Origin of the sequence: Streptomyces sp. 150FB, from assembly GCF_000818195.1 — a bacterium.
GTDB lineage: Bacteria > Actinomycetota > Actinomycetes > Streptomycetales > Streptomycetaceae > Streptomyces.
Genome location: NZ_JTHL01000001.1, coordinates 3,850,191 through 3,874,145, shown reverse-complemented (window position 1 = coordinate 3,874,145; position 23,955 = coordinate 3,850,191). Strand labels below are relative to the sequence as shown.

Below are 23,955 nucleotides of genomic sequence, written 5' to 3'. Positions count from 1 at the left end.
GCGGCCGTCAACGGTGATGGCGAGCAGGATGGTCGTGCCCTCCGCCCGCATCCGCCGGTCCCGGTCCAGCCGTGCGCGAGCGGCCGCTTCGTCGAAGGGGGAGACGATCGGCGTCCAGTACGCGATGTCGGGATGGTCGAACAAATCCGGCATCGCGGCCAGGTCCGCTTCCGTCCAGTCACGCAGGACGAGCCCTTCCCCTGCGAGCTCGATCCGATCGGAGAACGGTAACGTGCCGCTGCTCATGGTGCGGAACCTCCCTGGCCTGTAGGGCGAGCCAGCATAACGGTGCAGTCATCGGCTCACCACATTTTCTGGGGGCTCTCACACCTGAGCCCCCACCACGCCATGGCACTCCGGTTGTGCCGAACGGAACGCCCGCTGCGCTCCCGTCGACAACGCGCGCGTGCCGCGCCCGGTCCACTCGGTCAGCGTGCCGGCCAGGACGGTCAACACGCAGGAAGAACGACCGTGGTCGTGCGGCCCGCTGCCCTGCCCCGGCAGCCAGGACAGCAGCCATGCTTCGTAGCCCGGGCCGGTACGCGGCGGGAGCCCGACGCGCTCATCGGGCAGTTCGGGGTCGATGGGCGGGTACGCGGCACCGGCGGCGAGGATGCCGAGGGCGGCGGCGCACTGTTCCCAGCCCTTCTCCATCACCACGGCGACCAGGTCGTTGGGGCGTACGTCAAGATCGGTGAGACGGCGGGCGATGCCACCGGCCCGGGCGGCGAGTTCCCCGTAGCTGAGCGTGCGGCCCGGGGTGACGACGGCAGCATGCCCTCCCGGCAGGCCCAGTTGGCCGCATCCCGCGCGGCGGTCACCCGCATGGCCGCCGATCGCGCCCCGTACCGCTCCGCCAACGGTGAGCGCCTGCTAGGCATGGACGCCATCCAAAACCGGCTCGAACGCCTGTGCCGCACCGCCCACACCGAGATCATCGGCGTCCAACCCGGCATCCAGAGCCCCGACGACCTCAACGCCGGACGCGGCCACGACCTTGCCGCCCTCGGCCGTGGCGTCACCTTGCGCGCCCTGTACCAGGAACACGCCCGCCGCCACACCCACACCGCCGCCTACGCCCACACGCTGCTCAGCCACGGCGGAGAAGTCTGCACCGACCCCACCGTCCCCCAGCGCATGGTCATCGTCGACCGCGCCCGCCGGGGCAGCGGGGCGTACGCGTGTGGGCACGTGTGTGTGCGGAACCCGGGGTCGGTGCGCCGGGTTCGCGGGGGTGTTATTCGGTGGCTTGGACGCCTCGTGGGGTCAGCCAGTTGCGGATTGTGCCGAACAGGGCGTCCGCCGCCAGTGCCAGGGCGGCTACCCATAGGGCCGCGGCTACTACGCCGGAGAGGCCGTACGAGACCTGGTTCAGGATGATGTCGCCCAGGCCGCCGCCGCCCGCCACCGCTGCCAGGGTCGCGCTGGAGATCACGTATACCGCCGCGATCCTGATGCCCGTGAAGAGGACGGGGAGGGCCAGGGGCAGTTCGATGCGGGTGAGGATCTGCCATTCGGTCAGGCCCATGCCGCGGCCGGCCCGTACCAGGTCCTGGTCTATCTGCTCCACCGACAGGTAGGCGTGGGTCAGGATCGGCGGGATCGCCATGATGACCAGGGCCGTCATGACGTTCAGGAAGCCGATGCCCAGCAGGCCCAGGAAGATCGCGATCAGGGCCAGCGAGGGCAGCGCGCGGCCGACGTTGGAGATGCTGACCGTGAGGAAAGAGCCGCGGCCCCGGTGGCCCAGCCAGACACCGAGCGGCAGTCCGATCACCAGGGCGACGCCGACGGCGGCGGCGGAGAGCAGCAGGTGCTCGCCCGTTCGGTTGAGCAGCAGGCCGAAGTGGCTTCCCATGAAGGTGAAGCAGGAGAGGAAGGCGTGCATCAGACGATCCTCCTTGTGGCGGCCCACGGGGTGAGCAGCCGGCCGACGAGCACCAGCAGCCCGTCGGCCGCGAGGGCCAGTGCGACGGCGAGTACGCCGGCCCCGATGAACTGGGTGTTGAACGGTGACTGGAGCCCCTGGATGATGGGCGCGCCGAGGCCCTCGTTGATGATGAAGGCGGCCACCTCGACCACACTGATCGTGGTCACCGTGGCCACCCGGAGTCCGCCCACGATCGCGGGCAGCGCGAGGGGCAGTTCGATGCGGACGAGGATCTCGCGGCGGGTCAGCCCCATGCCCTCGCCGGCTCTGCGCACCTCCTTCGGCACCTCGCCGAGGCCGGTGAGCGTCGATTTGAAGAGAACCATCAACGTGTACCCCACCAGCGCGATCTCGGCGGTGAGCACCGACAGGCCGGTCACCGGTACGAGCAGGGTGAACAGCGCCAGCGGCGGGATCGTGTAGAGGAACGACGTGAGTCCGCCGAGCGGTCGTACGAGCCAGTGCTTGAAGTGGGCGACCAGCGCGAGGGCGAAGGCCAGTACGAAGCCGATGCCGAGCGCCGTCACCGTGAGCTCGATGTGCTGGACGAGCGCGGGCCAGAACACGCTCGACCAGTTCTGGCCGAACCAGTCCGCGCAGAAGAGCCCGTTGTCGCGCACGCAGGAACTGACCGTGCCGAAGTCCGGAATCACCGGACCCGCGGCGCTCACGCGGCTTCCCTGATCAGGTCCACGGTGACGCTGCCGACGGTACGGCCGTCCTCGTCGGTGACGGGGAGCCGCTCGGTTCCCGCCGCCAGCAGCGCCGACAGCGCGGTACGCAGTGAGTCAACGGTCCGGAGAGGGCCGCCCACGGCCCCGCCGGTCCCGTCCTCCGCTGCCCCGCTCCCCGCCTCGTCCAGCCCCGCCGGGGCCAGCGTGAGATCCGACAGGCGCCGCAGCGTCAGCACCTTCAGGCCGCGGTCCGCGCCCACGAAGCGGGCCACGAACTCGTCGGCCGGCTGGCGCAGGATTCGCTCCGGCGTGTCGTACTGGAGGAGCTTGCCGCCCTTGGCGAGGACCGCGATCCGGTCGCCCATGCGGACCGCCTCGTCGATGTCGTGACTGACGAAGAGCGTGGTCTTGCGGACCAGTTCGTGCAGCCTCAGGAACTCGTCCTGCATGCGCTCGCGGGTGACGGGGTCCAGGGCGCCGAACGGCTCGTCCATCAGCAGGATGGGCGGGTCGGCCGCCAGCGCGCGGGCGATGCCGACGCGCTGGCGCTGGCCGCCCGACAACTGACCCGGGTAGCGGTCGCCGTACTCGCCGTGCGGCAGGCCGACCAGTTCGAGGAGTTCGCGCACGCGCTCCGTGACCCGTGGCTTCGCCCAGCCGAGCACCTCGGGGACGGTGGCGATGTTCTGCGCGATCGTCATGTGGGGGAAGAGCCCGGCCTGCTGGATGACGTAGCCGATGCCCCGGCGCAGTTCGATGACGTCCTGCTCGCGGATGCTCGTACCGGCGATACGGATGTCGCCGCCGGTGAGTTCGGTCAGCCGGTTGACGAGGGTGAGCGCCGTGGTCTTCCCGCAGCCCGAGGGGCCGAGCAGGACGCAGATCTCACCGGCCGGGACGGTCAGGGACAGGGACTCGACCGCGGGCTGGGACGCACCCCGGTAGTTCTTGGTCGCCTCGGCGAAGACGATGTCGGCGGCACTGTTCATCTGGGCTGGCTCCGGGTTCATATGAGTTTGTTGGCGCGCAGGAAGCGGTCGGCGACATTGGCCGGGCTCAGCCGCATGATCGAGGCGGCCTCGTTGAGCGCCTGCATGGCGCCGTCGGTGAGCAGGGCGTCGATCTCGTCGAGTGGCCGCGTGAGCCGTTGGCCGTGCTGCTCGACGAGCGAGCGGCTCAGGACAGGGGCGACGTTCTGGAAGCCGAAGACGGCCTGGTCGTCGTCCAGGATGGTGAAGTCGTAGCGGCGCAGTTGAGGGTCGGTGGTGAACACGTCGGCGGCGTCGACGTCGCCGTTCTTCAGCGCCGGGTACTGGAGGCCGATGTTGAGGGGCCGTACGGACATCTGCTTCAGCCCGTAGGCCTTGACGATCGCGTCGTACCCCAGCGGGCCCGTGATGTTGTCCGGGTACTCGGCGTACGAGATCTTCCCGAGCTTGTTCAGGTCGGCGATGGTCTTCAGGCCGTGCTTGCGCGCGTCGGACGTCCGGACGGCGACGGCGTTGCGGTTCTGGAAGGGGGTGGCCTTCAGAAGGGTCAGGCCCCGCGTCTCCTCGAACTTCTTCGCCGCCAGATAGGTGGCGCCCGCGGTCTTCGGGAGGTGCTTGGGCAGGGCGAACGTCTGGAGGATGACGCCCGTGTACTCCGGGTACAGGTCTATCTGGCCGCTGCGGATCGCCCGGTCGACGAGGTTGGCGCTGCCGACGTTCAGTTTGAGGTCCACCCGGAAGCCCCGGGCGGTGAGCAACTGGGAGTACATCTCCGCCATCACCCAGGACTCGGTGAACTCCTTGGATCCGATGGTGATGACGGGCCCCGAGCCCGCCACCGAGCGGGTGGCGGCGGCGACTCCGGCCGCGCCGAGGGCGGCCAGTCCGCCGGTGAGAAGGGTGCGACGGCGCATGGTCACACGCCCCGGCGGGGTATCGCACAGTCCGTGGTGCGGTGGAACACGCGGGTGTCTCCCTCATAGGCGGTAACGGTGTTGCTGACGGCGAACGACGTCGCGTCGCACGTCATGCGGCTGTAGGTGACGACCTTGGTACGCCAGTCGCCGCGGCCCAGCTCCTCGACGCGTTCGCACTCGACGAGCGCGGAGAGCGGGTCGCCCTCGGTGAGGGTGAAGCGGTCGACGGCGTCCGTACGGCGCCAGGACCCGTCACTCAGATCGGTGAAGTGCCCGTCGTCGACGGACAGGGTGACGACGCTCGTGCCGGACACGGGGTCCTGCTCGATACGCCGGCCCGTCGCGCCCCGGCTCTGGCTCAGTTGCGCGGGCAGATCGGGCAGGGGTGGTCCGTACGGTCGAAGCGCGGCGTCCTCCGCGCGCTCGGGCCGTACCGGCAGGCGCAGCTCGCAGGGCCCGCCGGGCAGCAGCGTGACCGTGACGGGCTCGGGGGAGGGCCAGGCCAGCGGCCAGTACGAGGACGAGACGGCGACCCGGATCCGGTGGCCGGGGGCGAAGGCGTGGGCGGTGGCCGGCAGGGGGACCGTCACGTCGTACGCCCGGCCGGGCTCCAGCGGGAGGGGCGTCTCGTGGCCCTCGCGGTGGGTGAGGTTGAGCAGCCCGCGCGTGATCAGTCGGGAGCTGCCGTCGGGGGCGACGTCGGTGAGCCGCACCGCGAGCTGCGCCGCCGGACGGTCCGCGCTGACCCGGAGCGCGACCGACGGAGCCCCGAGTATTTCCTTGCGTACGGTGAGCGGCGCGGTGGTGAAGGTGTGGGACAGGCCGTCGTCGCCGCCCTGCGGCCCCGGCTGCCCGGCGGCGTCGCCGAACTGGAGCCAACTGCCACCGGCCAGGCCGATGACCCGGGTGCTGTCGAGCGGTGCGGGCAGCGAGTCGGGGAGCGATGCGGAGAACGGGTCGGGCGGTGAGGCGTGGATCGATTCGGAGAGCGAATCGGGAAGTGGTCCGGGCTGCGGGTCGGCGAGCGGTGCGGGGAGTGGTCCGGGCTGTGGGTCGGCGAGCGGTCCGGTGAGCGGGACCACCCACTCCTCGATGCGGCGCGAAGGCCACTGCTCCTCCGCGACCCAGCGGCCGGGACGGATCTCCCGGTCGGTGCCGGGCGCCGCCCACTCGGGCATCCACGCGCGCAGTGCCGGATCGTCCTCGGCGCCCGTGTCGACGCCGCGCATCCACTGGTCGAACCAGCGGACGACCTCCGCGTGGAAGTCGATGGCTGGACCCGGCTCCGCCTGGTGCGGATAGGTGTGCGCCCAGGGGCCCACCAGGGCCCTGACCGGCGCTTCGAGCCCTTCGAGCAGTCGCAGTACGGCCCCGCAGTACGGGTCGGACCAGCCGCCCACGGCCAGCACGGGGGCCTGTATCGAGGCGTAGTCCTCGCAGACCGAGCCGTGCTTCCAGTAGGCGTCGCGGGTCTGGTGGGCGAGCCACTCCTCCACGTAAGCGGGAGTGTCCGCCAGGCGGCCGAGCCACTGCTCGCGCCACCCGTCGCCGACGACGTCAGGGTCGGCGGGGCGTGCGTTGTAGGCGAGCATGGTGGACGCCCAGGGCAGCATCTCGGAGGCGATGAGGGAGCCGCCCGTGTAGTGCACGTCGTCGGCGTAGCGGTCGTCCGTGGAGCAGACGGTGACGACGGCCTTGAGGGCCGGCGGGCGCAGGGCCGCGATCTGGAGCCCGTTGAAGCCGCCCCAGGACTTGCCGATCATGCCGACGCCGCCGTCGCACCACGGCTGGCCCGCCAGCCACTCGATGACCTCGACGCCGTCGGCCAGCTCGATCGGTGCGTACTCGTCGAGCATCAGCCCGTCGGAGTCGCCGGTGCCGCGCGAGTCGACGCGTACGGCGACGTAGCCGGCCTGGGCGAAACGGGCGTGCAGGCTGTTGTCGCGGGCGGCCGTGGCGTCGTTCTTGCGGTACGGGATGTATTCGAGGACGGCCGGAGCCGGTTCGGTCAGGGCGCTCTCGGGAAGCCAGACGCGGGCGGAGAGTCTGGTGCCGTCGGCGAGGTGGATCCACTGGTGCCGAAGGACACGGACGGTTCGGGACACGGGAGGAACTCCTGATGTGCGGGGTCGCAACGGTTCGGTCGGCCGGGCTGCTGCCCGGCCCCCGCCTTACGCCGTTGCGACTACTGACCGGGGGGTCAGCAGTGCGGAGGGAGGAGTCCCGCTCGCGTATGCCTTTCGTACTGAGGGGTCACGGCGCCTCGATGGAGGCCAGACCGGCTGCGCCTGCCCCGAATTCTCGATCTCAATCCCGTTGTCCCTGCATTTTGCTTCGACGGTCGTCATCGCAGGCATCAACGAGTGGCTGTGACCAGCCCATGCGAACGGACCCTCCTCCAGACTCCGGTGTGCCTCATGAAGCACGCGCGTCGTCTCTCTGTTCGAGGATGCCGGCGCCGTGAGACCGCTGACTGGCTGCCGCCGGTGCGGTCGAGATCGTCGTGTTCTCGTCGGCTTTCAGCGCTGGGCGGAGGTCTGGTCGGCTTTTCGCCGATAGGTGTAGAGAATGAACCCCTTGCGGAACTTGCCCACTTTGTCGTACAGCGCGCGAGCTGGGGTGTCTTCCAGCGTGTTCCAGTAAAGTCCTGGGGCGCCGTGCTCCTCGGCGTCCCGCGCCACCCACTCGATCAATGCCGTCGCGACACCCTGGCGTCGGACGTCCGGGTCAACGAACAGGTCCGCCAAGTAGCATTTTCCGGCGTACCAGACGCTGGCGTGGAACAGGTAGTGCGCGACGCCGACCATCTTGTCGTCCAGCCAAGCCGCGATCCCGCGTATCTGCTCGTCGTCGAGCAGGCGCCGCCACGTCCGTTCGTAGCTGTCGTCGTTGCGTTCAACACCGAAGAATTCGTCCTTACCGCGCGCCAGCACTTCCCAGGAGTCGCGGTCGGATTCGGTCAGGAAGCCGATCTCCACCATGGTGCCCATCCTGCCCTGCGGCCGGGTCGGCGGCGGGCGCGTGCCAGGAAACTGGTCGAGGCCGCGTCGAACGTGGCGGCTGGGTCCTCGCGTCAACCGTCCGCACGGAAAACTCGTGGAGTCCGGCCGTGATCAATTCTAGGATCGGCGATCATGGTTGATTTCTATCCTCCGACGAGCCCCTACGACCATGGTTTTCTCCAGACCGGCGACGGCAACCGCATCTACTACGAACAACTCGGCAACCCCGAAGGCAAGCCCGCCCTGAACGTCCACGGCGGCCCGGGATCGGGGGCGCCGCGGCGGCCGACGAGGGCTTGGGACCCCGAGCGCTACCGCGTCATCCGCTTCGACCAGCGGAACTGCGGCCGTAGTACCCCGCACGCCAGTGACCCGGCGGCGGACATGAGTCTGAACACCACGCGGCACCTGATCGACGACATGGAGATGCTGCGCGAACACCTCGGCATCGAGAGGTGGTTGCTGAACGGCGGCTCCTGGGGCGTGACGCTCAGCCTGGCCTACGCGCAGCAACACCCCGCGCGGGTCAGTGAGATCGTCGTCGCGTCCGTGATGGCGAGCAGCCGCTCCGAGATCGACTGGCTCTACCGGGGCGCCGGGCGGTTCTACCCCGAGGCATGGGACCGGTTCCGTGACGGCCTGCCCGAGGAGGAGCGGAACGGCGACGTGCTGGCGGGCTATGCGCGGCTGATGGAGAACCCGGACCGGGCCGTTCGGGAGAAGGCCGCCGCCGACTGGCTCGCCTGGGAGGACGCGGTCGTCTCGGACGAGCCCAACGGCGCCCCCGGCATGTACAGCGATCGCGAGATCGACGAGCAGATCGCGTTCGTACGGATCTGCGCCCACTACTTCAGCAACGGCGCGTGGCTGGAGGAGGACCAACTGCTGCGCGACGCCCACAAACTGGCCGGGATCCCGGGCGTGCTGGTCCATGGTCGGCACGACATGGGCTGCCCGGTGCAGACGGCGTGGGAACTCGCCAAGGCGTGGCCGGGCGCGCGGCTCCACATCAGCGAGGACTCCGGGCACGCGGGGAGTGACGCGTCGCAGGAGATGGTCCGGGCGGCCATCGAGGAGTTCAAGTACCGCTGATCGAGGCCCCGGTGGGGCGCCGATTCGGCGCCGCGTGGCCGGGCCCAGCCCCAACTACCATTTCCTGCCCGCCCCATGCGCGGCGTCGAGCACCAACTCCAGCAAACGCTCGGGTTGTTCGGCGTCCGCGCCGTGGGTCGTGGACAGGGCGATTCCCACGACGAGTTGTACCAGGTCGCCCGCGGTCAGGTCGGTACGAGCCGTGCCCAGCCGCTGAGCCCGGGTGAGCAGACCGGTCGCCGCGTCCAGGATCTGCTGATGGCAGTCGACGCCCAGCGCGTCAGGCCCCTCGGGCCCCTCGATCATCAAGGCGCTGCCCATGCCCTGGTTGACACGGGCATGCGTCAGGAACGCGCGCAGCCATCGCGCCAGCGCCTCGTCTGCCGAGTCCGCGGTGAGCAGTTCCTCCGCCTGCCCGCACAGCGTCTCGATCCGGTCCCTGAGTACGGCGGTCAGCAGGGTCTGGCGGTTCGGGAAGTGGCGGTACAGAGTGCCGGGGCCCACGCCGGCCCGGCGGGCGATCTCGTTCAGGGACGCTCCGGGGCCGGATTCGGCGAACACCTCCCGCGCCGTGACAACCAGCCGCTCCCGGTTGAGCCGTGCGTCCGCGCGCCGCGTCATCGTCCTGCCCTTCGATCGTCTCCGTGGACAGCCAAGCCTGGGTCAACCAAGCCGGGGATAGCCAAACGGAGAGCATCTCCGTATCGTAGCCGACCTCAACCGGAGACCCTCTCCGGAACACTTGTCTGAGGAGTACGGATGACAGACGACTCGCGGGGCGCGCTCGGCCGCGTCGGGATCTGGACCTTCGCCCACGAAGGACAGCCCGCCGGACGCGTGCGCGAATCGGCCGCAGAGGTCGAGGAGTTGGGGTACGGGGCCATCTGGTACGGGGAGGCGTTCGGCCGCGACACGGTGGGCCAGGCGTGGCTGCTGCTGTCGGCGACCCGTCGTATCGCTGTCGCGTCCGGCATCGCCAACATCGCCTTCCGCGACCCCATTGCCACCGCCACAGCGACACGTACGCTCGGTGAGGCCTTTCCCGGGCGCTACGTACTCGGCCTGGGCGGCCACCGGGTCGACGACACCGTTCACAAGGTCGACGGCTATCCCATGCCGGCCCGTGGCAGGGCGGCGGCCACGATGCGCGCGTACCTGGATTCGATGGACGCGGTACCCGCCCACGGCCCGGTGCCCGACCCGGCTCCCCGCCGCGTACTGGCCGCCCTCGGCCCGAAGATGCTGGAACTGGCCGCCGAACGCACCTGGGGCGCGCACCCCTACTTCGTACCCGTCGAACACACCGCGCTGGCACGCCGGATCATGGGACCGGACGCGTTTCTCGGTGTCGAGCAGGCCGTCGTACTCGACACCGACCTCGGCCGGGCCAGGGAGCTGGCCACGGCGCACGTCGCCGGGTACGTCTCCGCTGCGGCACACCAGGAAGCGAGCATGCGACGGCTCGGCTTCGGCGACGGGGACATCATCGGCGGCCCGAGTCGCCGACTGGTGGACGCGATCGTCGCGTACGGAAGCGTGGACGCGATCCGCCGACGCGTCCAGCAGCACTTCGACGCGGGGGCCGACCACGTCTGCGTACAAGTACTGACCGCCGATCCGGCCGCCCTGCCCGAGCGCGAGTGGCGCGAACTCGCTCCCGCTCTTGTGTCTCCTCAGCCTCGGGAGGCGGCTACTCCGCAGACAGCGCGCTGACCAGTTCGTCCAGTCCGCCGAACTGCCCGTCGAAGGTGTCGGAGCCGGTCGGCGGATCACCGGCGGGTCGGTGCACGTACGCGGTCCGCATGCCGCTCGCCTGGGCTCCGCGCAGGTCCCAGGCGTGGGCGGCGACCATGAGCACGCGTTCCGGCGGGCACCCGGCGGTGTCGATGGCGAGCCGGTAGACCGCCGGGGACGGCTTGTAGGCCAGGGCGGTTTCGGCGGACAGGGCCTGGTGCCAGCGCAGCCCGGCATGGGCGTTGAGTCGCAGCAGGGCGGTGCGGGCGGCGTTGGAGAGCGCGAGTACGGGGAAGTGCCGCGCGAGCCGTTCGAGACCGGCGGCGGCGTCGGCCCAGGCCGGCGGGCGCTGACCCGCCGTCGCCAGCCGGGCGATGGTCGCCGGATCGGTGATTCCGGCGTGGTCGGCCACCCGTCGCGCGGCCTCCGCGTCGAGGGTCTCGCTGTTGGCGTACGCGCGCTGCCCTCGCTCGATGCGTTGCTGCTCGCGTGCGAGATGCCGCTGCCACAGGGTGAGCAGCTCGTCGACAGACGCGTCGTCGGGCGCGGGCAGCGCGTCGCGGATTTCCGCTCGGAGCCCGCCGTGTTCGTCGACCAGTGTGCCGAGGACGTCGAAGACGACGGCCTCGATGTCGCGGATCTTGAGCGTCTCGGTTACCTCGGGCACAGGTCCCCTCCTCGGGTGGGTGTCACCGGTTCAACAGGTGACGACCTTGCCCGCAATCGCGTCACCGGTCAAGATGGTGACGTGAATTTCGCATTCGTGAGCGGCAACCCGGCCCTCGACCTGGCCGGCACCGTGGGATCTCGCCGGGACGAGCCCGTCGACGTCCTGGCCACGCCCCGGGACCTTGAGCGGTGGGTGGCCCAGTGTGACGAGCTTCCCGACCGGGTCACGGCCGACCTCGCGACCTTCGAGTCCGCGCTGTCGCTGCGGGAGGCGGTCTATCGGCTGGCTCTCGATCGCGTGCTCGATCGGCCCTTCGATCCGGGCAGCCTCCGGATCGTCAACGACATGGCCGCCGGTCCCGTGCCCACCATCGCGCTCAGCGACGCGGGGCTGCGGAGGTCGGGAGACCTCCCCGCTGCGCTCTCCCACCTGGCCCGCAGCGCTGTCGCCGTACTCGCCGATTCCGACGCCTGTCTCAAGGAGTGCGGTCGCGGTCGCTGCACGCGCATCTATCTCGACCGCTCGCGCGGCGCCCGGCGTACCTGGTGCGGGATGGACGAGTGCGGCAACCGCGTCAAGGCCGCGGCCTACCGGGCCCGCAGACGAGCCTCGACCACAGCCGAGGACCCCGGCTGACGGGCCGCCGTCGCTGGTTCCCCGGAGGGAGCCGCTGGTTCCCCGGTCCTTCGCAGGCGCGGAACGAACAGTACGAGGCCGCTCGCCAGGGTCAGGGCGGCGAAGGTCCACCAGACGTGGTGGTACGCGGAGATGGCGGAGGCGCCCGTGGAAGCGCCGATGATCGCCACGAAGACGCTGATGCCCAGGACCGATCCCACCTGGCGGAAGCTGGTCGCGACCGCCGATCCCAGTGCCAGCCGCGCGGGGGGCAGCGAGGCGACGGCCGCGCCCGACTGGACCGGCAGCGTCAGGCCGATGCCCAGGCCGATGATCAGGCTGGCGGGGAGCCAGTGCGTGGCCCAGTGCGGGGAACCGTCCACGAAGACCGCGAACAGCGTCGCTCCGACCGCCCAGGCGATGGCGCCGGCGAGGAGTACCGGGCGGTGTCCGATCCGGGCCGCCAGTTTGCTCGCCGGGCGGGCTGTCGCGACGACCACCAGCGGGGCGGGGGTGGCGCCGAGCGCGGCGCGCAGCACGGAGTAGTGCCACTCGTTCTGGAGGAAGAGTGTGTTGCTGAGGAGCATTCCGTAGAAGGCGGTCGCGAACAGCAGGGTGGCCGCGTTGACCAGGCTGAACTGGCGGACCTTGAACAGCGCGAGGTCCATCACCGGCCGCGCCGCCGTCGCGGAACGCCAGACGAAGACGGGCAGCAGCGCCGCTGAGAGCACAAAGGCGGTGATGACACGCGGGTCGGCCCAGCCCCAGGAGGGCCCTTCGATGATGGCGAAACTCAGGAAGGCGGGTACGGCGGCCACGAGGAGCGCGCCGATCGGGTCGGGAAGGCCCGCGGACCGGGGTTCCCGGGACTCGCGCAGCAGACGGAGTCCGAAGAAGATCATGGCGGCGCAGATCGGGACGTTGATCAGGAAGATCCAGCGCCACGACGCGTACTCGGTGAGCAGCGCCCCGAGCGTCGGGCCGAGGGCGGCGGCCGCCGCCCCCATCGCGCCCCAGGTGCCGATCGCGACATGGCGCCGAGCGGCAGGGAACTCCGGCAGGACCAGCGCCAGCGAACTCGGTACGACCAGCGCGGCGAAGGCTCCTTGCAGCGCGCGTGCGGCGATCAGCAGGCCGACGTTCGGGGCCACTCCGCAGACCGCGCTGAACAGGGCGAAGCCGGCCAGGCCGATCAGGAAGACGCGCTTGCGGCCGTAACGGTCGGCCATCCGTCCGGCGGGTATGAGTGCGGCGGCGAAGACCAGGCTGTAGGCGTTGAGGACCCAGGACAGATGCCCGGTGGTCGTGTCGAAGCTGCGGCTGATCGTCTCGAAGGCGACGTTGACGATCGTGGTGTCGAGAAACACGACGAACACGCCGAGGCTGCCGAGAGCGAGTACGCGCGCCGCGTGCTTCCGCGCCGCGGGTTCGTCCGCGTCCGGGGGTGCGACGGGCGGCGGCGCGTTCTCCGCCCGTATCGAGTGCGCCACGGGCGGGGCGGGTTCCTGGGTGGGCATGGCGCGTGCTCCAGTGTGTGGTGAGTGTGTTGTGGTCTCCAACCGACTGGGGGAGCGTAGCGGTACTCTGTTGGAAATCACAACCGACTCGAATCGAGGCACGGAGATGGGCGGAGACGGAGACGGCGACGGGGAGCGGTTCGTCATGGCTGACCAGCCGCTCGCGGTGAGGCCGTGCTCGGTCGCCGCCGCGCTGGAGATCCTGGGCGAGCGATGGGCCCTGCTCGCCATCCGGGAGATGAACTACGGCGTACACCGCTTCGCCCGGATCGCCGCCTACACCGGCGCCTCGCGCGACATCCTCGCCGACCGGCTGCGCAAGCTGGAGAGCGCCGGAGTCGTCGAACGGCGCCAGTACAGCGAGCACCCGCCGCGCTACGAGTACCACCTCACCGACGCGGGGCGGGACGTACTCCCTGTCATGCAGGCGCTCCGGGAGTGGGGTGACAGGTGGGCCGTCGACGAGCCCGCCGTGGAACTCCGGCACGACTGCGGGCAGCCGTTGCGGGTCGACCGTACGTGCCACCACTGCGGGGGCCTGGCGACGGGCGAGAGCGTCCATGCCGTACCCCGGAGGAGGGCCAGGCCATGAGAGCGGGCGACGAGGACCGCGCTATGAGGGCCGGGCCAGTTCGTCCGGGGGGACCCGGTCCAGGCCCCGGCGCTCGTAGTAGCGGGTGATCCCGAAGCCGAACAGCAGCGCAGCCACCACGGCGACACAGAGCCAGAGCCAGGCCCGTTCCAGGCCGGCGTCGCCCCGGGCGTCGAAGTAGATGATCGCCCGGACCCCGCCGGCGATCTGCCGCATCGGCTCGAACCAGCCCAGGCCCCGGTAGAAGCCGGGCACCGCTTCGAGGGGAATCGTGGCGCCCGCCGAGGGAAGGGCAAGGGCCACGAAGACGAACATGCTGACGAGCTGTCCGAGGCTGCCGAACGCGGCGGTGATCGCCTGTACGCCCAGTCCCACCGCGGCTCCGGCGCAGACCGAGAACACCCAGAGCTGGAACAGGTGCGGCATGTCCAGCCGTACGATCACGGCCGTCGCCAGCACCACCGCACTCGCGGTCACCACGGACAGCGCCACCGACATCGCCATCTTGGCGGCCAGGGTCTGGGTACGGCTGATGGGCAGCGGCTTACGCATCCGGCGCAGCGGTCCGAACTCGCTGGGCGCGTAGCCGAGAGCCCCGTCCACACCGTTGCTGATGATGGTGGCGCCGAGGAAGCCGGCCAGGACGATCACCAGGGTGTAGTAGAAGGCGGTCAGGCCCAGACCGGTGCGCGGGCCGATGGTGTGGCCGGGGGCGGTGGTCGTGGTGACCGGGTTTTCGAGCAGCATCCGCTGGCTGGTGGTCGGCCTGGCTCCGGTGCTGGTCAACCGCGCCAGCAGGCCGGCACCGATCCGCCGGGAGGCGGCGGGCACCGCCACCTGCTCGGCAGTCGTGGCGAGCGAGGCGGCGAGGCTGCCGGCGCCCTGGTTGGTGAGCAGGGTGACGTGGGGCTGCCTGATGTTCGCGGCGGGGGTGCCGGGCCGGATGATCGCGTCGAGGGAGGCGGTGAAGTCCGGGGGGACGACGACGGCGCCGTACAACCGTCCTGAGTCGAAGCGGTCCTTGGCCTCGGCGGGGCTCAGTACCTTCCAGGAGATGTGGTGCCTGGGGTCCGGCGCTGCGGCGATGCCCTGGACGAACCGCCCGCCGGTCGGTCCCGTGTCCTCGTTCACCAGGGCGATCGGCAGACGGTAGGCCGAGGCCCGGGGGTCGGCGACACCGCCCGAGTAGATCAGCGCGAGCAGGAAGGCCACCAGGGTCACCAGGACGGAGGGGAGTGCCCAGACGGGCCACTTGCCGAGGATCTGCCGTGCGGTGATGCCCGGGGGCAGGGGCGTTCGCGGTGGTTCAGGTGGTTCGGCGTCGTCGTTCGAGGGCTCAGGCTGATCGTTCGGCACGGGCCGCCCTCCTGTTCTCTCCGGCGTCGGGCGTGGGGTGTCGGGCGCCTGGCAGCCGCATCCGCCGTCGCGGGCACCGGACAGGTGCGGAGCTGTCACGAAGGGTGTAACCCGTTCTGGGTCCGATGCCCCATCGGTTGGGCCGGCCGGGTGAGCATGCCCGTCCCGGTCAGTCCTTGTCCGCCCCGCCGATGAGAGCCCGTGCGACGGCGCGTCCTGACGAGCCGTTGACCCCCGGTGCCGGCCAGGTCGCCGCGCCGATCAGCCAGGCCCCCGGTACGGAGGTGCGGTAGCCGCCTCCGTGAGCCGGTATGGGGCTCTGGGTGAACGCCTGCTCAAGGGCGTTCGACCCCGCCGCGTGGTCTCCGAGGCCCGCGTTGGGGCTCTGGGCCGCCAGGTCGGCCGGTGTCGTGAGGTGACGTTCCACCACAAGGGAACTGAGCCCGGGAAGGTGCTCCTCGGCCTCGGCCAGAATGCGGTCGGCGAACGCCTCGGCTGTGTCCGCGTCCCACCCGTCCGCGCCGAACTCCGTGCCCGCCGCGTCGCCGGAGGGGCGGAGCGGGGCATCGAGAACCTGGAGCCGGGCGATCGCGTGCCCCGCCGGCGCGCGCGTCGGGTCGACCGCGGTCGGCTCGTGCCAGGCGATGGAGGGGTGTTGGGGCAGCAGCCCCGCCTCCGCCTGCCGTACGGAGGTGACCAGGGCGTCGAGACCGCGGCCGATGTTGATGGAGCCTCCGGCGTCGAGCCGGCCGTCGCGGAAGTGCGGCCGGGCGGACAGCGCCAGGCTCAACTGGAAGCAGCCTCGCCGGTAGCGGTAGTTCCGCGCCTGCTCGCGTACGCCTGCCGGTACGTCGGGTGCGTTCCTCAGCAGCCGGCCGTAGAGCTGGTCGGGGGTCGCCGAGGCGACGACGGCCTCGGTCGCGCGGATGGTCGCTCCGTCCGCCGTACGGACGCCCCCGGCCCGTCCGTCGCGTACGAGGATCTCGTCGACGTCCGTGCCGGTGCGGATGTCGCCGCCGCGTTCGGTGACCAGGCCCACCAGCGCGTCGGTGAGACGTCCGCTGCCGCCCACCGGCGTGGGCGTTCCCGCGCTCAGCGAGGCCAGTGTGAACGCCGCCCAGAAGCCGCTTGCCGGGTCTTCGGGGCTCGCGCCCAGGTGCAGCGGCCACGGCGCGGCGAGCGAGTGCAGTTCCTCTGTGGCGAAGTAGTGCCGTACGAGGTCGGCGGCGCTGCTGGTCAGCAACGAGCCGAGCGGCAGGGCGCTTTGGCGGCTCTGCTCGGTCAACGCGGTGAAAGCGGCCCGGGTGTCGGGGGCGTCGAGGCCGTCGCCCAGGAGGCCGAGGAGGGGCTTGAGGAGGGGGCCGGTTTCGGCGAAGAGCCGGTTCCAGCCCTCGGTCTCCTTCAGCCGTTCGAGCTCCTCGCCGAAGGCCGACTGGTCCACCGGGACCACCGCCGCCCGTCCGTCGGGGAGCGAGGAGCCGATGGCCACCGGTGCGGTGATGTACTCCAGGCCGTGCCGCTGGAGGTGCGGCCCCAGTTCGGCCCACGCCGGACCGCTCACGAACCCCGGGTGCAGGGCCGACCACCGGTCGTGGAGATAACCGGGGGCACCCAGCTCCGTCGTCCTGACCCAGCCGCCCGGCTCCGACATCTGGTCGATCAGGCACACGCTCCGTCCGGCATCGAGGAGGAAGGAGGCCGCGACGAGGGCGTTGTGGCCCGCTCCCACGAAAATGACATCCGCTTCTTCGGGAAATTGACTCATGACGGCAACGCTAGGAAGCGAAGGGCGCAGGGCGCGTGCCGATGACCGCTGAGTGGTCATCGCCGGAGGATTCCCTGCCGCGATGACCGCTGAGTGGTCCCATTCATAGATGAATGGGACAATTTTCCGATGGATGCGACGAGCCGGAGCGGGGACAGCGAGCCGCCCCGGTCGGTCCTCGGTGAGGCGTTCGCGCTGCTCGGGTGCTTGCGCCGGCTCGGGTCCGGCCGGGTGAGCGAGGTGCAGCACGAGTGCGGGCTGCCCCGCACCACCGTGAGCCGTCTCCTCGTTCAGCTTGAGCAGGCCGGCGCCGTGGAGCGTACCGGCGGCCGCTGGCGGCTCGGGCCCACAGTCATGGAGCTGGGATCCGAGGTCCCCGCCGAGCCCCGGCTGCGCGCGGTGGCGCAGCGGCCCCTGGTGGAACTGGCCAAGGCGACCGGCGGCCTGGTGGCACTGAGCGTCGACATCGCGGGCCGGGGGCTGGTGGTCGACGTACTCCCCGGCAACCACCCCATCGCCGTCGAACCGCGCCCCGGCATGACGCTGTACGAGGACGGTCTCGCCGCGACGGGCCTGCGCGCGGGACGGCTCGCCGCCGTACGCGCCCACGTACAGGCGCACACCGGTGACATGCGCCCCGTGATCGACGCCGGGGGCGCCGATCCGCGCGTGAACTGCGTCGCCGCGCCCCTGCGCCTGTCCCGGTCCGACACCGGCGCGGTCTGGCTGATGCTGCCTGTGGAGCAGGGCATCGCCGAGCACGTGGTGAGCGCGACACGGCGAACCGCCGGCCGGATCGCCACCGAACTGTCGAAGCCGCCGGTCCCCTGAACGCGTCCCTTAACCGCGGCCCACGGGGACGGTGGACCAGCAGGCGGGGGTGCCGGGGAGGGCGGCCCGTCGGAGGCGAGAGTGGTGCGGTCGGCGATGGGTGTGTGGGGGTGAGCGTGCGCGGGCGGCGGCCTGACCACTTCGGATTCAGTCCGGCCGCCGAATCGCTCAGCGCGGCTCTCTCCATCCACGCGGACACACTCAGGGCTGCCCTCGACGCAACGGTCAGGTACACGAAGAAAAAGCGGGTTGCAGATGAAGATCGTGACGCGGATGCTTCCACCATGAAGATGCACCCCAACCAGCTCACGGTGTCACCTGAGACTGTGCGTACGTTGGTGGATCAGCAGTTTCCTGAGTGGCGGAGCCTGCCCGTCAGGAGCATCACTGCGCAGGGCACGGTCAACGCCATCTTCCGCATTGGCGATCGGCTCGCAGCTCGATTCCCTCTTGAGTCCGCAGACGTCGAGTCGACGCGGCGCCGGCTGAAGGCCGAAGTGGAAGCGGCTCGCGAGCTGGTGGGCCGAACGCGTTGCCCCACGCCCGAGCCGGTCGCGCTTGGTGAACCCGGGGCAGGCTTCCCGCTTCCGTGGTCGGTGCAGACGTGGCTGCCCGGAATCGTGGCCGTCAACGAGGACCCAGGTGAATCGTACGCGTTTGCCCGCGAACTGGCCGATTTCATCGGCGACCTACGCGCGATCGACACGCGTGGCCGCACGTTCGCCGGCACAGGTCGGGGAGGCGAGCTTCAATCCCATGACGCGTGGATGGAGACCTGTTTCAGGCACAGTGAGCAACTCCTGGACGTCCCTCGGCTTCGCCGCGTCTGGGCAACATCGCGCGATCTGCCGCGAGGTGCGGCCCAGGACGTCATGGCCCATGGTGATCTGATTCCTGGCAACGTGCTCGTGTCCGCTGGTCGGATTACCGGGATTCTTGACGTTGGCGGCTTCGGGCCTGCTGACCCTTCTCTGGATCTCGTGAGCGCGTGGCATTTGCTTGAGGCTGGGCCGCGACAGGCGCTCCGCGATCACCTGGGTTGCGACGACCTTGAATGGGAGCGAGGCAAGGCGTGGGCTTTCGTTCAAGCGATGGGGTTGGTCTGGTACTACGTCGAAAGCAACCCGGCCATGAGTCGGATGGGTCAACGATCCTTGGAACGTGTCCTGGCGGACTCATCGCTCGCGTGACCTGTTCACCGAGCCACTCGGTGCTGCCGGGCCCGGCGCCGGTGCAGATCGCGGTGATCTGCTCGTCTGTCACGGTGCCGTCGGCGAGCAGTCCGCGCCGTCCGGCCTCCCAGAGCGGTGTGACCTGGTCGATGGGTTCGCTGCGGTGGTGCGGTGCGTTGAGCCAGGCGACCGTGTCGATGGTGGTCGGCTGGTCGGTGAGGGCGGCCAGGAGGAGCCGTTCGTTGTCCGCGGTGGTCTGGGCCTCGGCCGGGGCCGGGGGGCCAGCCGGTCTGCGGGAGGAGGCACGAGCAGCGCGCTGTCGGTTGGCCTCGATCGTCGCCCGCCCCATGTGACCCGGATCACGACTTGGTGTTGTTCCTCCTCACATGATGTCAGGCCATAGCGTCGAGTGCATGGTTCAGACAGGGCTGCGGGACTCAAACAGGCGGGTATTGCTCGCCAGCTTCATCGTCGGGGCTTTCGCCCTGGGCACGAGTGAGAATGTGGTCGCGGGAATTCTTCCCGACATCGCTCGCGGTATTCATGTGTCCGAGGGCTCCGCCGGGCTGCTGGTGACCGCCTATGCCGGAACCGTGATGGTGGCCGGGCCGTTTATGACGATGTTTCTCGACGGCATCAGGGCCAAAAGGCTGCTGATCGGTTCGATCGCCGTGTATCTCGCCGGATCGATTCTCGCGGCGGTCAGTACGACCTTCGTCGAGGCGCTCGTCGCGCGCGTCCTCACCGGGCTCGTGCACACCACCGTACTGGTCATCTTCATGACCACGGCGATGCGGCTGTCACCCCCGGAGAAACAGGCTTCGGCGGCGGCGACCATCACCCTCGGGCTGTCCGTCGCCACCGTGCTCGGCGTGCCCATCGGGGTGTTCCTCGGCCAGCATGTCGGCTGGCAGGCGGCGTTCGCGCTGGTCGCCGTGTTGTCTGCGATCAGTCTTACGGCGGTCGTCGTGACCTTCCCCGCGGAGGCCGAGCCTCCCGTCCGGGCGGCCGGTGGCCGACTGCGGAGCCTGCGTGGACTCGGGCGCCCCCAGGTCGTGTTCGGGGTCGTCACGACCGCGCTCACCGGCATGGCGGCGCTGACGGTGGTGACGTACGTCGCTCCGTTCCTCACCGACGGCGCGGGCCTCGACCCCTCGCTGATCGTCTGGGTCATGCTCGCCTACGGCGTCGGCTGCATCCTCGGCAACACGATCGGCGGCCGGCTCGCCAACCAGCGGCTCATCAGGGCCATGGCGATCACGGTCACGGCGACGCTCGTGGTGCTGGCGGCGCTGTCGCTCAAGCCCGGGAACGCCGTCGCCTCCGTCGTACTGATGGTGCTCGTCGGCCTCGCCTACTTCTCCACCTTCCCCGCCCTGAACACCTGGATCGCCAAGAACTCCGAGGACGTGTCGCCGAATCTGGCCCTGGCGGTCAACAGTTCGGCGTTCAACGTGGGCATCGCCCTTGCCGGCTGGGCCGGTTCGGCCTATCTGAACTCCGGCAACCCGGTGGAGCGGCTCCCGCTGCTGGCGCTGCCGCCGGCCGTTGTCGCCTCACTCGTCGCCTGGCTGCTGTTCGCCGCCTACGGCCGTACCCGCGCAACGAAGCCGGGCACGGCCGACCCGGAGGCTCTCGTCGGAGAGCCGACCCGGAGCGCATGACCGAATCGCGAAGAGACGCGTGGCCGAATTCAGGAAGATCTGAATTCAGGCTTCGGAGTCACGGAGGAAGCAATGATACTTTCTGCGAACTATCGGCACGGTTTGGGACGCGAGTCCAAAGGTAGCTGGACCGTTGACGCCGTCAAACAGGTCAGTTACGACGTCCTTGTCCGCCGGGATCTCCTCAAGACCGGTGACCCGTTTCTCGCCGAGGCCCTGCGCGGCTGTGTCGCCGCCGCCGGGAATTCCAGTGACCGCCGTCTCCTCGTTGTCGACGAAGTGGTCGACACGATATACGGCTCCGAGATCGACGCCTATTTCTCCGCGCACGGATTCCACACCTCCAAGCTGGTCATCGACGCGCACGAACAGGTCAAGAACTGGGCCAGCGTCGACGCCGTACTCGCCGCCATGGACGGCTTCGGCGTCGACCGCCGCCGCGAACCGGTGATCGCCATCGGCGGCGGGGTGCTGTGCGACGTGGTCGGCTTCGCCGCCAGCATCTACCGGCGCGGCACCCCCTACGTACGTATCCCGACCACGCTCATCGGCCTGGTCGACGCGGGCGTCGGGGTCAAGACGGGCGTCAACCACCGCGCGGCCAAGAACCGCATCGGCACCTACGCCCAGCCCCTGCTGAGCCTGCTCGACACCCGCTTCCTCACCTCGCTGCCGGTGCGCCATCTCGGCAACGGCATGGCGGAGATCCTGAAGGTGGCGCTGGTGAAGTCGCGCCCCCTCTTCGAGTACGTCGAGCAGGCCTCGCTCTGCGACCTGAAGGTCCTCTTCGAGGAGCACAAGCACACCGACGTCGCCGACTACGTCATCGAGGAGTCCATCCACCTGATGCTGGAGGAGCTCCAGCCCAACCTGTGGGAAGGCACCCTGGAGCGCTGCGTCGACTACGGGCACACCTTCAGCCCCACCATCGAGATGCACGCCGTCTCCGAGCTGCTGCACGGGGAAGCCGTGGCCATCGACATGGCGCTCACCACCGGGATCGCCCTCGACCGCGGGCTCATGCGGGAGGCCGAAGCGGTGCGGGTGCTCGATGTGATCACCGGGCTCGGCCTCCAGCCGTGGAACGACGTACTGAAGAAGCAGGACCTGCTCGTTGCCGCGCTGGAGGACACCGTGCGCCACCGGGACGGCCTCCAGCGGCTGCCGCTCACCAGCGGCATCGGGGAGCACGTATTCGTCAACGACGTGTCGGCGGCGCAGATGGCGGCCGGAGCCGCCTTCGTGGAGTCGTACGCCGGCGATCTCGCCGGGTGGCAGGAGTCAGCGGCATGACCGGGGTGGCCGGAGAGGCGAACGGGTACGTCGCACCCGGATTCGAAGCGGTCCGTGAGTGCTTCGAGACCAATCTCCAGGAGGTCGAGGCGGGCGCCGCCTTCGCGGTCCACCTGCGTGGCCGGACCGTCGTGGACCTCTGGGGCGGACAGGCGGACGTCACCACCGGCGAACCCTGGAAGGAACACACCAGGGCGCAGATATTCAGCGGCTCGAAGGGTGTGGTCGCCACCACGCTCCTGCGGCTCTGCGACGCGGGCGTGCTCGAACTCGACCAGCCCGTCGCCAGGTACTGGCCGGAGTTCGCCGCGCACGGCAAGTCCGGCGTCACGGTGGGCGATTGCGTCACGTACACCGGCGGCCTGCCCGCCGTCACCGGCCGGACGCTCGATCAGGACCTGCTCGCCGACGCCCGGACGATGGCCGCGTTCCTCGCCGACCAGGAGCCGATCGTCACGCCCCGGCTCATCTACGGCCCGTTCACCATGGGCTGGATCATCGAGGAACTGACCCTGCGGACAACGGGTCTGACCCTCCGGGATTTCTTCCGCAAAGAGGTCGCGCAGCCGAACGGCCTCGACATCGACTGGTGCGCGTGGTCTCCACAAGAGGTCGCCACCGTTACCTACGACGATGATTTCACCTCGCAGTACGACCGTTTCAACACCAGCGGGGACGCACTCGTACGAGCGATATGGGCGAACCCCATCCCGTTCCCGCGAGGTGAAATCATCTGGAACACCCCCGGCAGGCGCGGAGCGTACATACCGGCGGCCAATGTCGCGGGTACCGCGCGCGACATCGCCCGGATGTACGGGCTGATCATCGAAGACCTGCACCGGGAGGGCGGCGGCCGGGGCAACATCGCCCGGCAGTCGACCGTACGGAACGCGATCAGCCTCTACGTACGGCAGGAAGACCCCACCCTCGGCTTCCCCTTCGCGTACGGCCGGGGCGGGTTCCGGCTCAAGGGGACGCCGCGCGAGGGCATCGACGGCGACATGTTCGGCCACGACGGAGGCGGCGGCTCGGCGCACTTCGCGTGGCCCGGGAGCGGCATCTCCCTTTCCTACACACCGAATCGGCTGCTCGACATCGGTAACAACGATCATCGCGCCGGGTCGTTGATCAGAGCGTTGAAATCCTCGATGCACGAACTGGAGAACGCGGCAGTCTCATGAAGATCAGCATCTCGATTTTTCAGACCGCCGATACGGCGCCTGTGCAGGAACTGGCCCGGTATCTCGAAGACGCGAACTACGACGCGCTGTACTTCTGCGAACACACGCATCAGTCGCTGCGGTTCGCCGCCCAGGCCCCGACGCTCGAACCGCGATTCCGGGAGACGTTCGACCCGTTCGTGGCCGCGCAGGCCGCCGCGTCCGTCACCGAGCGGCTGCGGGTCGGCTCGGCGGTGACGCTGCTCGCGCAGCACGAGCCGATCGCCATGGCGAAGCGGCTGGCGACGCTGGACCGGGTCATCGGCGGGCGGCTCGACGTGGGGGTGGGCGCGGGGTGGATCGAGGACGAGATGCGGCGGCACGGCGTCGACCCCCGGCGCCGTAACGCCCGTCTCACGGAACACGCGACGGCGATCAAGGCGTTGTGGTCGGGACTGCCGACGACCGTCTCGTCCGAGCATGTCTCCTTCGAGGACGTCGTGGTGCTGCCCACTCCGCTCCAGAACCCCGACCCGCCGATCTACGTCGGCGGGGCGGGGCCGCGCGCGCTGGACCGCGTCCGGGCGTTCGGTGACGGCTGGATGCCCGACTACGGGTCGGTCGAGCCGGCCCAGCTCTTCGCGCGGATCGGTGAACTGCGGGCGCTGGAGGCGGAGTTGGGGCGCTCGGTGCCGGTCGTCGTGATGGGCGTACCGCACGAGGCCGCCGTCATCGAGGCGCTGGACGAAGCGGGGGTGGACCAGATCGCGACGCTCGCGCCTTCGGTGGGGCTGGCCGAACTGCGGGAGTTCCTGGCCCCGTACGAGCGGAGCGTCGGATCGGCGCTCGGCGTGAGCACCGAGGTATAGGGATGTCCGACAGAGCGCCCGGACACATAGGCCCCGGACACAGAGCGCCCGAATGCACAGAGCATGCGGCTCCCGAACGCGTGGCGCCCGAACGCGTGGCGCCTGGCCAGGTG

The 23,955-nt window shown here is 70.0% G+C and carries 22 protein-coding genes and 2 pseudogenes; 10 read left to right on the top strand and 14 right to left on the bottom strand.

The window, feature by feature from the left end; genetic code table 11:
* The 9 genes and pseudogenes from QR77_RS16555 to QR77_RS16515 form a co-directional block, all read right to left on the bottom strand.
* Positions 1-246 (bottom strand): annotated as a pseudogene (locus QR77_RS16555) (GNAT family N-acetyltransferase); the annotation flags it as partial.
* Between the two features lie 126 nt (positions 247-372).
* Positions 373-789 (bottom strand): annotated as a pseudogene (locus QR77_RS48670) (AMP-binding protein); the annotation flags it as partial.
* An 84-nt stretch (positions 790-873) separates the two neighbouring features.
* Positions 874-1,098 carry a hypothetical protein gene (locus QR77_RS16545; protein ID WP_150130394.1) on the bottom strand — a complete coding sequence of 75 codons (225 nt, stop codon included), beginning with the start codon at positions 1,096-1,098 and terminating at the stop codon, positions 874-876.
* 139 nt (positions 1,099-1,237) lie between these two features.
* On the bottom strand, positions 1,238-1,888 hold the full coding sequence (locus tag QR77_RS16540; protein WP_040022565.1) for an ABC transporter permease: 651 nt from the start codon (positions 1,886-1,888) through the stop codon (positions 1,238-1,240).
* Positions 1,888-2,601, bottom strand: a complete 714-nt coding sequence (locus tag QR77_RS16535; RefSeq protein WP_040022564.1) for an ABC transporter permease — start codon at positions 2,599-2,601, stop codon at positions 1,888-1,890. The genes QR77_RS16540 and QR77_RS16535 overlap by 1 nt, the downstream gene beginning before the upstream one ends.
* Positions 2,598-3,593 (bottom strand): ABC transporter ATP-binding protein, encoded by a 996-nt coding sequence (locus tag QR77_RS16530; protein WP_040022562.1) that lies wholly within the window; start codon positions 3,591-3,593, stop codon positions 2,598-2,600. The genes QR77_RS16535 and QR77_RS16530 overlap by 4 nt, the downstream gene beginning before the upstream one ends.
* Before the next feature lie 17 nt (positions 3,594-3,610).
* Entirely contained in the window at positions 3,611-4,507 is an 897-nt protein-coding gene (locus tag QR77_RS16525; protein WP_040022560.1) for a glycine betaine ABC transporter substrate-binding protein, read from the bottom strand.
* A 2-nt stretch (positions 4,508-4,509) separates the two neighbouring features.
* Positions 4,510-6,615 (bottom strand): CocE/NonD family hydrolase, encoded by a 2,106-nt coding sequence (locus tag QR77_RS16520; RefSeq protein WP_040022558.1) that lies wholly within the window; start codon positions 6,613-6,615, stop codon positions 4,510-4,512.
* A gap of 414 nt (positions 6,616-7,029) precedes the next feature.
* Positions 7,030-7,491, bottom strand: coding sequence for a GNAT family N-acetyltransferase (locus QR77_RS16515; protein ID WP_040022557.1), 462 nt, complete (start codon positions 7,489-7,491; stop codon positions 7,030-7,032).
* A gap of 153 nt (positions 7,492-7,644) precedes the next feature.
* Here QR77_RS16515 and pip point away from each other — a divergent pair, with 153 nt between their 5' ends.
* Positions 7,645-8,604 carry a prolyl aminopeptidase gene (gene pip / locus QR77_RS16510; RefSeq protein ID WP_040022555.1) on the top strand — a complete coding sequence of 320 codons (960 nt, stop codon included), beginning with the start codon at positions 7,645-7,647 and terminating at the stop codon, positions 8,602-8,604.
* 54 nt (positions 8,605-8,658) lie between these two features.
* Here pip and QR77_RS16505 read toward each other — a convergent pair whose 3' ends face one another.
* Complete coding sequence (locus QR77_RS16505) at positions 8,659-9,225, bottom strand: TetR/AcrR family transcriptional regulator (protein ID WP_040022552.1); 567 nt, start codon at positions 9,223-9,225, stop codon at positions 8,659-8,661.
* 138 nt (positions 9,226-9,363) lie between these two features.
* On the opposite strand from QR77_RS16505, the gene QR77_RS16500 reads away from it, so the two are divergent.
* Entirely contained in the window at positions 9,364-10,317 is a 954-nt protein-coding gene (locus QR77_RS16500; protein WP_040022550.1) for a TIGR03620 family F420-dependent LLM class oxidoreductase, read from the top strand.
* On the opposite strand, the gene QR77_RS16495 is transcribed toward QR77_RS16500, so the two are convergent.
* Positions 10,295-11,005, bottom strand: a complete 711-nt coding sequence (locus QR77_RS16495) for a haloacid dehalogenase type II (protein WP_040022543.1) — start codon at positions 11,003-11,005, stop codon at positions 10,295-10,297. The two genes, QR77_RS16500 and QR77_RS16495, sit on opposite strands and share 23 nt — an antisense overlap.
* An 81-nt stretch (positions 11,006-11,086) precedes the next feature.
* Here QR77_RS16495 and QR77_RS16490 point away from each other — a divergent pair, with 81 nt between their 5' ends.
* Positions 11,087-11,644 (top strand): CGNR zinc finger domain-containing protein, encoded by a 558-nt coding sequence (locus QR77_RS16490; protein ID WP_040022542.1) that lies wholly within the window; start codon positions 11,087-11,089, stop codon positions 11,642-11,644.
* On the opposite strand, the gene QR77_RS16485 is transcribed toward QR77_RS16490, so the two are convergent.
* A complete protein-coding gene (locus QR77_RS16485) occupies positions 11,596-13,140 on the bottom strand; it encodes an MFS transporter (RefSeq protein ID WP_052488826.1) in 1,545 nt (514 codons plus the stop codon). The two genes, QR77_RS16490 and QR77_RS16485, sit on opposite strands and share 49 nt — an antisense overlap.
* 145 nt (positions 13,141-13,285) lie before the next feature.
* Here QR77_RS16485 and QR77_RS16480 point away from each other — a divergent pair, with 145 nt between their 5' ends.
* Positions 13,286-13,732: a helix-turn-helix domain-containing protein gene (locus tag QR77_RS16480; protein ID WP_040028118.1), complete on the top strand. Its 447-nt coding sequence runs from the start codon at positions 13,286-13,288 to the stop codon at positions 13,730-13,732.
* A 21-nt stretch (positions 13,733-13,753) separates the two neighbouring features.
* Here the strand turns inward: QR77_RS16480 and QR77_RS16475 are convergent, their stop codons facing one another.
* Positions 13,754-15,088, bottom strand: a complete 1,335-nt coding sequence (locus QR77_RS16475; protein WP_236710687.1) for a DUF3533 domain-containing protein — start codon at positions 15,086-15,088, stop codon at positions 13,754-13,756.
* Positions 15,089-15,257: 169 nt separating this feature from the next.
* On the bottom strand, positions 15,258-16,853 hold the full coding sequence (locus QR77_RS16470) for an NAD(P)/FAD-dependent oxidoreductase (protein ID WP_040022540.1): 1,596 nt from the start codon (positions 16,851-16,853) through the stop codon (positions 15,258-15,260).
* Positions 16,854-16,982: 129 nt separating this feature from the next.
* Between QR77_RS16470 and QR77_RS42210 the strand changes: the two genes are divergently transcribed.
* From QR77_RS42210 to QR77_RS16435, 6 genes are all read left to right on the top strand, one after another.
* Positions 16,983-17,684, top strand: coding sequence for a helix-turn-helix domain-containing protein (locus tag QR77_RS42210; RefSeq protein WP_052488823.1), 702 nt, complete (start codon positions 16,983-16,985; stop codon positions 17,682-17,684).
* Positions 17,685-17,968: 284 nt separating this feature from the next.
* Positions 17,969-18,874, top strand: a complete 906-nt coding sequence (locus QR77_RS16460) for an aminoglycoside phosphotransferase family protein (RefSeq protein ID WP_107068940.1) — start codon at positions 17,969-17,971, stop codon at positions 18,872-18,874.
* A 395-nt stretch (positions 18,875-19,269) separates the two neighbouring features.
* The gene (locus tag QR77_RS16450; protein WP_160310921.1) at positions 19,270-20,520 is read left to right on the top strand and encodes an MFS transporter; all 1,251 of its coding nucleotides are present in this window, start codon (positions 19,270-19,272) and stop codon (positions 20,518-20,520) included.
* Positions 20,521-20,592: 72 nt separating this feature from the next.
* Positions 20,593-21,813, top strand: a complete 1,221-nt coding sequence (locus QR77_RS16445) for a sedoheptulose 7-phosphate cyclase (RefSeq protein ID WP_040022538.1) — start codon at positions 20,593-20,595, stop codon at positions 21,811-21,813.
* Positions 21,810-22,994, top strand: coding sequence for a serine hydrolase domain-containing protein (locus tag QR77_RS16440; RefSeq protein WP_040022536.1), 1,185 nt, complete (start codon positions 21,810-21,812; stop codon positions 22,992-22,994). The genes QR77_RS16445 and QR77_RS16440 overlap by 4 nt, the downstream gene beginning before the upstream one ends.
* Positions 22,991-23,842: a TIGR03619 family F420-dependent LLM class oxidoreductase gene (locus QR77_RS16435; RefSeq protein ID WP_052488821.1), complete on the top strand. Its 852-nt coding sequence runs from the start codon at positions 22,991-22,993 to the stop codon at positions 23,840-23,842. Before QR77_RS16440 ends, QR77_RS16435 begins: the two co-directional genes overlap by 4 nt.
* The last annotated feature ends 113 nt before the right edge of the window (positions 23,843-23,955 follow it).